At 37.4% G+C, this 10,569-nt stretch carries 8 protein-coding genes and 1 rRNA gene (1 of these 9 cut by a window edge); all 9 read left to right on the forward strand.

What is annotated here, in order from left to right; genetic code table 11:
• Window positions 1-50: 50 nt before the first annotated feature.
• Window positions 51-1,457 (forward strand): anthranilate synthase component I family protein, encoded by a 1,407-nt coding sequence (locus LZP85_RS19715; protein ID WP_061785374.1) that lies wholly within the window; start codon window positions 51-53, stop codon window positions 1,455-1,457.
• 6 nt (window positions 1,458-1,463) lie between these two features.
• Entirely contained in the window at window positions 1,464-2,045 is a 582-nt protein-coding gene (gene pabA, locus LZP85_RS19720) for an aminodeoxychorismate/anthranilate synthase component II (RefSeq protein ID WP_025909849.1), read from the forward strand.
• Window positions 2,046-2,048: 3 nt separating this feature from the next.
• Window positions 2,049-2,942, forward strand: a complete 894-nt coding sequence (pabC, locus tag LZP85_RS19725) for an aminodeoxychorismate lyase (RefSeq protein ID WP_226639687.1) — start codon at window positions 2,049-2,051, stop codon at window positions 2,940-2,942.
• Window positions 2,920-3,774 carry a dihydropteroate synthase gene (gene folP, locus LZP85_RS19730; protein ID WP_025909851.1) on the forward strand — a complete coding sequence of 285 codons (855 nt, stop codon included), beginning with the start codon at window positions 2,920-2,922 and terminating at the stop codon, window positions 3,772-3,774. The genes pabC and folP overlap by 23 nt, the downstream gene beginning before the upstream one ends.
• Window positions 3,767-4,126: a dihydroneopterin aldolase gene (folB, locus tag LZP85_RS19735; protein WP_025909852.1), complete on the forward strand. Its 360-nt coding sequence runs from the start codon at window positions 3,767-3,769 to the stop codon at window positions 4,124-4,126. The genes folP and folB overlap by 8 nt, the downstream gene beginning before the upstream one ends.
• Window positions 4,126-4,638 carry a 2-amino-4-hydroxy-6-hydroxymethyldihydropteridine diphosphokinase gene (folK, locus tag LZP85_RS19740; protein WP_025909853.1) on the forward strand — a complete coding sequence of 171 codons (513 nt, stop codon included), beginning with the start codon at window positions 4,126-4,128 and terminating at the stop codon, window positions 4,636-4,638. The genes folB and folK overlap by 1 nt, the downstream gene beginning before the upstream one ends.
• A 329-nt stretch (window positions 4,639-4,967) precedes the next feature.
• On the forward strand, window positions 4,968-6,452 hold the full coding sequence (gene lysS / locus LZP85_RS19745; RefSeq protein WP_025909854.1) for a lysine--tRNA ligase: 1,485 nt from the start codon (window positions 4,968-4,970) through the stop codon (window positions 6,450-6,452).
• 164 nt (window positions 6,453-6,616) lie between these two features.
• A complete protein-coding gene (gene pulA / locus LZP85_RS19750; RefSeq protein ID WP_224840385.1) occupies window positions 6,617-9,508 on the forward strand; it encodes a type I pullulanase in 2,892 nt (963 codons plus the stop codon).
• A gap of 320 nt (window positions 9,509-9,828) precedes the next feature.
• Window positions 9,829-10,569 (forward strand): 16S ribosomal RNA (locus LZP85_RS19755); it runs 812 nt beyond the window's last position.

The following is a 10,569-nucleotide window of genomic DNA, read 5'->3' on the forward strand; positions in this document are numbered from 1 at the left end:
TAAAATCATGTAAAATAAGGATAGGTGATTCATTTTAGGAGAGTGAGCAAATGCAGCAACGAATGACATGGGGTGAATCGATTTCGATTCCTAAGGATAAATGGTTTAGTAAGTATCAAGAATTATCTGTAGATGAGCCGCATCATATATTGTTGGAAAGTGGGCGAGGCGGTAACTTTCATATTATGGGCCTTAATCCTATCGCTATTTTACGAGGAGAGTCTAACGAGCTTCATATTATAGAGCAAGGAAGAAGAAGTGTTGAAAAAGGTAATCCAATGCATTTAATGCGTAAATGGATGAAGAAGTACCAAACACCTCAGCGTAAAGAGCTACCTCCGTTTCAAGGCGGGGCCATTGGTTATATTAGCTATGATTACGTAAGGTATGTAGAACATGTACCAACAATAGCAGATGATCCGTTAAAGATGCCTGATATTTATTTCTTAATTTTTGATGATGTTTTTGTATATGACCACCATAAAGAAGAGCTATGGATAATGGTTAACCATACAGATGAAGAGAATGCTAAAGCTCGTTTAACTTCATATAAAAATCAATGGTTGTCTGAAACGAAGTATACTCCTGTTTATGAGAAAGTGAAGAGTGTTAATACACACACAACTTTGTCAATGTCAGAAGAAGAGTTTGGTGTGGCTGTTGAAAGGATAAAGGAATATATTGGACAAGGTGATGTGTTTCAAGTTAACTTATCTGTAAGACAGTCACAGCCTCTTAATACACATCCAATGCATATTTACGAACAAGTCCGAAAGATTAATCCTTCTCCATACATGTCGTATATGCAAACCGATGAGTTTCATTTAGTGAGTTGCTCACCAGAGTTATTAGTTAAAAAATCAGGAGTTGAGCTTAGTACAAGACCAATTGCAGGAACAAGGTCTAGAGGGAAGACAAACGAAGAAGACAGTGCACTGGCTAAAGAGTTAATTGAAAATGAGAAAGAGCGTGCGGAGCACGTAATGCTTGTTGATTTAGAGCGAAATGACTTAGGTAGAGTAAGTAAGTATGGGACTGTTTGTGTAGATGAGTTTATGGTGATTGAAAAATACTCCCATGTTATGCACATCGTATCAAATGTCAAAGGTGAAATTGCTGACAATAAAGACATTGTAGATGTAGTAGATGCAGTATTCCCAGGAGGAACCATCACAGGTGCACCTAAGGTTCGGACAATGGAAATTATTGAAGAACTAGAGCCCGTTCGAAGAGGTGTCTATACAGGATCAATTGGTTGGATAGGCTATAACGGCGAGATGGAACTTAACATCGCAATTCGTACAATGGTCGTTCAAGATGGTCAAGTACATGTACAGGCGGGAGCTGGTGTTGTTATTGACTCCAACCCTAAGTATGAGTACAAAGAGTCATTGAAAAAGGCTATGGCTTTATGGAAAGCAAAAGAGCAGAGTGAAAAAGAGTTGAGTGGAGGATGAGAACAGATGATTTTAATGATTGATAACTACGATTCATTTACATTTAATTTAGTACAGTATTTAGGTGAGCTAGGCCATGAGTTAGTCGTCAAGCGTAATGATGAAATTACAATTGAAGAGATTGAAAACCTTAACCCTGACTTTTTAATGATTTCTCCAGGGCCATGTAGCCCAAATGAAGCTGGTATTAGCTTAGAAGCAATTAAATATTTTGCTGGTCAAATTCCGATTTTTGGCGTTTGTCTTGGACATCAGTCCATTGGTCAAGCATTTGGTGGAAATGTTATCAGAGCTGATAAACTTATGCATGGTAAGACGTCAGAAATGCACCATGATGGAAAAACAATCTTTGAAGGGTTGGACAATCCGTTTACAGCTACTCGCTACCATTCTTTAATTGTAGAAGCTGGATCTCTGCCTGATTGTTTTGAGGTGTCAGCATGGACAGATGAAAATGAGATTATGGCTATTCGCCATAAAACTATGCCAATTGAGGGCGTCCAATTTCACCCTGAATCCATTATGACTTCATATGGTCGAGAAATGCTGCAAAATTTTATTAATACGTATCAGAAAAAGGGCGTGTAACCTTTGTACATTTATGTAAACGGAGAGATTTTAGAAAGAAGCAAAGCAACTATTTCTCCTTTTGATCATGGTTATATGTATGGCCTGGGTTTATTTGAAACAATGAGAATCTATAATGGTCATCCATTTTTATTAGATGATCATCTGAGTCGATTACAAAGTGGTTTATCGCTTTTAAATATTGAATGGACATATTCAAAGGAAGATATACTTACAATTCTTAATGAGTTGCTGCAAAAGAATAATCTTCAAAATGCGTATGTTCGACTAAACGTATCAGCAGGTGTAGGTGAAATTGGACTACAGGTAGAAGCATATACTCGTCCATCACTTATTGTTTATATGAAGTCTATGCCTGATAAGAAAACCCCTCTTATAAAAGAGGGGGTTATTCTTGAAACAAAAAGAAATACTCCCGAAAGTAATGAACGGTTGAAATCTCATCATTATTTAAATAATATCTTAGCTAAAAGAGAAGTTGGAAACGATATAAGTAAGGAAGGGATTTTTTTAACAAAGGAAAGGTTCTTAGCGGAAGGAATTGTTTCAAACCTTTTCTTTGTGAAAGATAACACCGTCTTTACTCCTGCTGTTGAAACGGGAATATTAAACGGTATTACTCGCCAATTTATATGTAAGCTTTTAAGTGTGAAGGGGATTTCTATTAAAGAAGGATTCTTTACACTATCAGAGCTTCTTGAGAGCGAAGAAATCTTTATGACAAATTCAATTCAAGAAATTTTTGCTATCCATAAAATTGGAGAGAAAGAGTTTAAAACGGGTGAACAAACGCTAACCTATACATTACAGCGACAATATGAGAAATATACTTCGCATTTATGGAATAAAGAAGGCGTACGAAAGGAAGTCTTAGATGACAAAAACGGTAGTAAATAGTCAATTTATCGATTGTGGTTCCCATAAGTTAGATTATTCTACAAAGACATTGATTATGGGGATCCTGAACGTAACCCCAGATTCGTTTTCAGATGGTGGTTCATTTAACCATATCGATAAAGCAATTGAGCATGCTAAACAAATGGTCATAGATGGTGCAGACCTCATTGACATCGGTGGTGAATCAACACGTCCAGGAAGCGATAAAGTAAGTGTGGAAGAAGAATTAGAGCGTACAATTCCTGTTATCAAAGAATTATCTCGAACTCTAGACGTACCTATCTCTATTGATACGTATAAATCTGAGGTAGCAAAGCAAGCAATTGAAGCAGGTGCACACATTATTAATGACGTGTGGGGAGCAAAGGCTGACCCGGAGATGGCAAAAGTAGCTGCTGATTATAATGTACCTATCATCCTCATGCATAATAGAGACAATAAAAATTATCAAAACCTCATTCCAGATATGATTGCTGATTTATATGAAAGCATAAAAATCGTTAAAAGTGCTGGTGTAAAAGATAAGAATATTATTTTAGACCCAGGGATTGGATTTGCTAAGACAGTAGAGCAAAATATTGAAGCTATTCAAAATGTAGATAAGTTTACAGCACTAGGCTATCCTGTGTTGTTGGCTACATCTCGAAAGTCAACAATTGGACACGTCCTTAATTTGCCTCCAAAGGAACGAATAGAAGGAACTGCTGCTACTATTGGAATGGGTATTTCTAAAGGTATTCATATGACAAGAGTACACGATGTGAAAGAGATTGCTCGCTTTACGAAGATGATGGATGTTTTAGTAGGTAAAGGAGTAATCGAGAATGGATAAAATTTATGTGAATAATATGCGCTTTTATGGTTATCACGGCGTTTTTACTGAGGAAAATAAGTTAGGTCAACGTTTTAATGTAGATTTAACAGTAGAATTAGATTTAAAAAAAGCTGGACAAGAGGATGATTTAGAAGCAACTGTAAGTTATGCAGAGCTCTACGAAGTCTGTAAAAACATTGTGGAGAAAGAAACGTTTAAGCTGGTTGAAACTATTGCTGAGACCATTGCGTCAACGGTTTTATCCTCTTATCATCTAATTCAAGCTTGTACCGTAAAAGTATATAAACCCGACCCTCCGATTCAAGGTCATTATGATTCGGTTGCCGTCGAAATTACAAGGAGCCGCTAATGAACAATAGAGCTTTTATAGCCCTGGGGTCTAATATTAAAAGCCGCAGTAACTACTTAAAGCAAGCTGTTCAATCACTAGACAGTCATGAAGGCATTTTATTAGAAAATCTTTCTTCCGTATATGAGACGGATCCGGTTGGCTATACTAACCAAAGCGCTTTCTTAAATATGGTAGCCGAAATTAAAACAGAACTTTCTTCTCTAGAGTTGCTCGATGTTTTGCAGGCGATTGAGCTACAGCAGAACCGAAAAAGAGAGGTTGTATGGGGACCTCGTACGTTAGATTTGGACATTCTTCTGTATAATGAAGAGGTTATACATAGTTCTAGACTTATTGTTCCTCACCCTCGGATGACAGAAAGAGCATTTGTAATGGTCCCTCTAGCAGAAATTGCTAGTGACCTCATTATACCTATTGAGGATACATCGACAGTATACTTAGCGGAAAGACTAGCTGCAGAACAAGGGATTAAATTAATTGGTAACTTATATGATGTAACGGCTCCATAAAAACGTTTTTTGTTTTTAAGAGCCAGGAGGTTTACTTGCTTTTCTTAGTTCGTTACAATAAGAAATTGATAACCAAACATTATTTAGAATTCGATAAGGTCGAAAGTGCGTAAAGAAAAGAAGCGATATAATTACGCATTAAGGCAGTTGGATTACTATATCAAGTTGTTTTAGCTTGAGACAAGAACACACTGTAAGTCTAAAGCGATTTGACATAGAGAAACGACTGAATTTATAATAATTTTAAAGAAACGTAGGAATTGCCAGTGGAAAAGCTGGCCTTTTTTCTGTTTTAGAAAATTTATTAATACGATGGAGATGAGCACATAATGAATCATGAAGAATTAAATGATCAACTTCTCGTTCGTCGTGAAAAAATGAACAACCTTCGAGAACAAGGTATGGATCCATTTGGAAAACGCTTCGAACGTACACATACATCACAAGAGATAATTGATGCATATGAAGAACTAACAAAAGAAGCTTTAGAGGAAAATGAAGTTTCAGTTTCATTAGCAGGACGTATTATGACAAAGCGCGGAAAAGGAAAAGCAGGCTTTGCTCACGTTCAAGATTTAACGGGTCAAATTCAACTTTATGTTCGTAAAGATTCAGTAGGGGATGAACAATACGAAATCTTTAAAACAGTTGATATTGGTGACCATGTTGGTGTACAAGGCGTATTGTTTAAAACAAAAGTTGGTGAATTATCAATTAAAGTAAAAGACTTCACGCTATTATCAAAAGCTTTACGTCCTTTACCGGATAAATATCACGGCTTAAAAGATATTGAACAACGCTATCGTCAGCGCTATTTAGATTTAATTACTAATCCAGAAAGTAAACAAACATTTATCTTGCGAAGCCGTATTATTCAATCAATGCGCCGCTACTTAGATAATAATGGCTACTTAGAAGTTGAAACACCAATGATGCATTCAATTGCTGGTGGTGCATCGGCTCGTCCATTCGTTACTCATCACAATGCTCTAGATATGGAGCTTTATATGCGTATTGCAATTGAGCTACACCTAAAACGATTAATTGTTGGTGGCTTAGAAAAAGTGTACGAAATTGGTCGCGTCTTCCGTAATGAAGGGGTATCAACTCGTCACAACCCAGAATTTACAATGATTGAGCTTTATGAAGCATACGCTGATTACAAAGATATTATGGCATTAACTGAAAACTTAATTGCACATATTGCTCAGGAAGTATTAGGAACGACTAAAATCCAGTATGGGGAGTATGAAGTAGACTTAACTCCAGAATGGACAAGACTTCATATGGTAGATGCTATTAAGCAATATACAGGCGTTGATTTCTGGAAAGAAACATCTGTTGAAGAGGCACGTGCTCTTGCAAAAGAACACAATGTTGAAATTACAGAGCATATGTTATACGGGCACATTGTAAATGAATTCTTTGAACAAAAAGTAGAAGAGCAATTAATTCAACCAACATTCATTTACGGACATCCTGTAGAAATCTCACCATTAGCGAAAAAGAATGAGGATGACCCTCGCTTTACTGATCGCTTTGAGTTATTTATTGTAGCAAGAGAGCATGCAAATGCCTTCACGGAGTTAAACGATCCAATTGATCAGCGTGAACGCTTTGAAGCGCAGTTAAAAGAAAAAGAACAAGGTAACGATGAAGCACATGAGATGGATGATGACTTCATTGAAGCGTTAGAATATGGTATGCCGCCAACTGGTGGTTTAGGAATTGGTATTGATCGATTAGTTATGCTATTAACAAACGCTCCTTCTATTCGTGATGTACTGTTATTCCCGCAAATGCGCCACCGTTAATAAAAAGACAGCTAATTGGCTGTCTTTTTTATTTATTATTATCTATTTTTTTAATAGGTCTTTTGGATTTAATTTTCGAAAATTAAAAATTTTATATTGTGCAAACGTTTTCATTTTTTATATAATAGATTTGTTATCGACTATAAACAAAGGGGATGGGCTTTATGAAAATTAATCGATGGTTTGTTGTTCTAATCGTTTTTGCAATGTTTGCCTCCGCTTTTTCGAGCTTCCCTATGCAAACGTTTGCAAATACAGGGAAAGTAATTATTCATTATCAAGAAGCGCCGAATAACACAAAAGATTGGAACCTATGGATTTGGCCTGAAGGCGGGGAAGGGAAAGCGTACGACTTTACAGGGGAAGATGCGTTTGGAAAAGTTGCTGAGATTGAAATTCCTACAAACACCAAAAAGGTAGGATTTATTGTCCGGACAGATACTTGGGAAAAAGATGGGGAAGATCGCTGGGTTGATATCCAAAATGGTGAAGGGGAAGTATGGATAAAAAGTGGAGATAACACAGTATATAACGAGCCACCAGATGGAGAGTATCGTGATTTACCATCTTATGAGAACGTTAAAGTAACCATTCATTATGCACGTTATGATAAGAACTATAAAGACTGGGATTTGTGGGTCTGGCCAGATGGAAAGAGTGGACAAGCCGTTCAGTTTAAAGATGAAGATGATTTTGGAAAAGTTGCTACTTTTGAATTGAATGATCCCCAAGGTATTCAAAAGGTAGGGTTTATTGCTCGACAAAGCATAAATGGAAACGAATGGGGGAATAAAGAATTAGATAATCGCTATATCACGAAATTTAAAGAAGATGGATCAGCTGAAATTTGGATTGCTCAAGGAATCGAGCGTGTATTCTACGATCCAAGCCAAATTGATTTAAATCCAAAGATTGTTGGAGCTACTATTGATAAAATGAATGAAATTACGCTTCAAACAAACGTTCCATTCGCTATAGAAGAGGCAGATAACTCTGGTATTACATTAGAAGGAGTAGAAATTAAGGAAGTGATACCATTAAATAAGGAAGAAAAAACAACGAACAAGGTTCGAGTTGTGACGAAAAATAACTTAGATTTAACAAAGGCATATAAGATATCGAAATCCTTGTTTGGAAGCGCGACGGTTGAAATTGGAGCAGCAGTGCGTTCTAAAGAATTTGATGACATGTTTTATTATGACGGAAATGACTTAGGAAATACGTATAAAAAAGATAAAACGTCTTTTCGCTTATGGGCTCCTACTGCTACTGAAGCTAAACTAGTCTCATATAAAAAGTGGGACTCAACTAGCGGAACAGAAATTCCACTGAAAAAAGCAGAGCGAGGTACATGGACTACACAATTAAAAGGAAATCAAGATGGATTAATCTACACGTATAAAGTTAAAATTGGAGATAAGTGGAATGAGGCTGTTGATCCGTATGCACGTGCTGTAACTGTAAACGGAGATAAAGGTGTAGTGGTAGATTTAAAAACCACAAACCCAGAGAAGTGGCCAGCGAAAAAGCCATTCTTGAAAAACCGCGAAGATGCTATTATCTACGAGCTGCACGTACGGGATTTATCGATTGATCCAAATAGTGGAATTAAAAATAAAGGTAAGTTTTTAGGCGTTACTGAAGAAGGAACAAGAGGACCTGGTGGAGTTAAAACAGGATTAGATCATATTAAAGATTTAGGTGTGACGCACGTGCAGTTTATTCCTATCTATGATTACCGCACAGTGGATGAAACAAAATTAAACGAGCCGCAGTACAATTGGGGATATGATCCAAAGAACTATAATGTGCCGGAAGGTTCTTATTCTACAAATCCATATGAACCTAAAGTAAGAATTAAAGAAATGAAGCAGATGGTTCAATCACTGCACAAAAATAATTTACGCGTAATTATGGATGTTGTGTATAACCATATGTATGCTGTAAGTGAGTCAAACTTTAATGAGTTGGTACCAGGTTACTATTTCCGATATAATGAAGATGGAACGTTAGCTAATGGAACAGGTGTTGGAAACGATACAGCATCAGAGCGTAAAATGATGAGGAAGTTTATTGTAGACTCTGTAAAATATTGGGCAACAGAATATAATTTAGACGGTTTTCGCTTTGATTTAATGGGAATTCATGATGTAGAAACCATGAAAGAGGTACGAGACGCTTTAAATAAAATTGATCCGAGTATTATTGTTTTAGGAGAGGGTTGGGATTTAAATACGCCTTTACCTGCTGACCAAAAAGCAAACCAGAAGAATGCAAACAAAATGCCAGGCGTAGCGCATTTTAATGATGTTATTCGTGATGGTTTAAAAGGTAGTGTATTTTATGATGAAGATAGCGGCTTTGTAAATGGCAAACAAGGTATGGAAGACACGATGAAAAAGAGTATAGCAGGTGGCCTTCAATACGATTCTTCAACATCTACTTATCAAGATCCTGAACAAGTAGTAACTTATGTAGAAGCCCATGATAATCATACTTTATGGGACAAACTACTATTAACGAATCCAAATGCTACTGAGCTTGAGCGTAAGCAAATGCATAAGCTTGCTTCATCTATGGTGTTAACTTCACAAGGAGTGTCTTTCATACATGCTGGTCAAGAGTTTATGAGAACTAAAGGTGGGGACCATAATAGCTACAAATCACCAGATTCTGTAAATCAACTAGATTGGGAGCGGCGTTTAGCATTTAATCAAGAGGTTGAATATATGAAAGGTTTAATTGAGATTCGTAAAAAGTATCCAGTATTTCGTATGACAACTGCCTCTGAGATTCGTCAGAACCTATCATTCTTAAATGCACCTAAAAATGTAGTAGCTTATACATTGGAAGGTAAAAACAAAAATCAACTAACTATCATACACAATGCCAATTCCAATGAGATAAAAATGAAAGTCTCTAGCAAAGGCAATCTATCCCTGCTTGTCGATGGAAAAAAAGCTGGTACAAAGTCTATAAAGAAAATAAAAAGTGATAATGTAACTGTACCGGCTTTTAGTACATTTATTTTAGAAGGTAATACTTTTAGGAAGTAAAGTTTAACTATTACTTAGAAAAAGATAGTTTAAAAGCTGTCTTTTTCCTTTTTATCCAACTGATATAACGAATAGAAGATATTAGAAAATTTAAACTTATTATTTTGGTATTGCTATATAATAATATGTCTGTTATATTTATAAATGTCCTTGAGAGACACAAACGAATCTCAAAGGAAACAAAAAAACTATTGACACTGAGTTCGAAACTTGGTAAGATAGAAAAGTCGCTTAAGAGCGACGGTTGAACTTTGAAAACTGAACAAAGCGACAAACGTCAACGTTAATTTTTTTAAACTTTTATGAGCAAGTCAAACATTTCTTCGGAGAGTTTGATCCTGGCTCAGGATGAACGCTGGCGGCGTGCCTAATACATGCAAGTCGAGCGAACTGATTAGAAGCTTGCTTCTATGACGTTAGCGGCGGACGGGTGAGTAACACGTGGGCAACCTGCCTGTAAGACTGGGATAACTCCGGGAAACCGGAGCTAATACCGGATAACATTTTCTCTTGCATAAGAGAAAATTGAAAGATGGTTTCGGCTATCACTTACAGATGGGCCCGCGGTGCATTAGCTAGTTGGTGAGGTAACGGCTCACCAAGGCAACGATGCATAGCCGACCTGAGAGGGTGATCGGCCACACTGGGACTGAGACACGGCCCAGACTCCTACGGGAGGCAGCAGTAGGGAATCTTCCGCAATGGACGAAAGTCTGACGGAGCAACGCCGCGTGAGTGATGAAGGCTTTCGGGTCGTAAAACTCTGTTGTTAGGGAAGAACAAGTACAAGAGTAACTGCTTGTACCTTGACGGTACCTAACCAGAAAGCCACGGCTAACTACGTGCCAGCAGCCGCGGTAATACGTAGGTGGCAAGCGTTATCCGGAATTATTGGGCGTAAAGCGCGCGCAGGCGGTTTCTTAAGTCTGATGTGAAAGCCCACGGCTCAACCGTGGAGGGTCATTGGAAACTGGGGAACTTGAGTGCAGAAGAGAAAAGCGGAATTCCACGTGTAGCGGTGAAATGCGTAGAGATGTGGAGGAACACCAGTGGCGAAGGCG

The sequence above is a fragment of the Priestia flexa genome (assembly GCF_021441905.1).
Classification (GTDB): domain Bacteria; phylum Bacillota; class Bacilli; order Bacillales; family Bacillaceae_H; genus Priestia; species Priestia flexa.

Excerpts from the sequence above, each read along its gene's own strand:
- LZP85_RS19715 (WP_061785374.1), top strand. The coding sequence starts at position 51 with ATGCAGCAACGAATGACATGGGGTGAATCGATTTCGATTCCTAAGGAT.
- pabA (WP_025909849.1), top strand. The coding sequence starts at position 1,464 with ATGATTTTAATGATTGATAACTACGATTCATTTACATTTAATTTAGTA.
- folP (WP_025909851.1), top strand. The coding sequence starts at position 2,920 with ATGACAAAAACGGTAGTAAATAGTCAATTTATCGATTGTGGTTCCCAT.
- folB (WP_025909852.1), top strand. The coding sequence starts at position 3,767 with ATGGATAAAATTTATGTGAATAATATGCGCTTTTATGGTTATCACGGC.
- folK (WP_025909853.1), top strand. The coding sequence starts at position 4,126 with ATGAACAATAGAGCTTTTATAGCCCTGGGGTCTAATATTAAAAGCCGC.
- lysS (WP_025909854.1), top strand. The coding sequence starts at position 4,968 with ATGAATCATGAAGAATTAAATGATCAACTTCTCGTTCGTCGTGAAAAA.
- pulA (WP_224840385.1), top strand. The coding sequence starts at position 6,617 with ATGAAAATTAATCGATGGTTTGTTGTTCTAATCGTTTTTGCAATGTTT.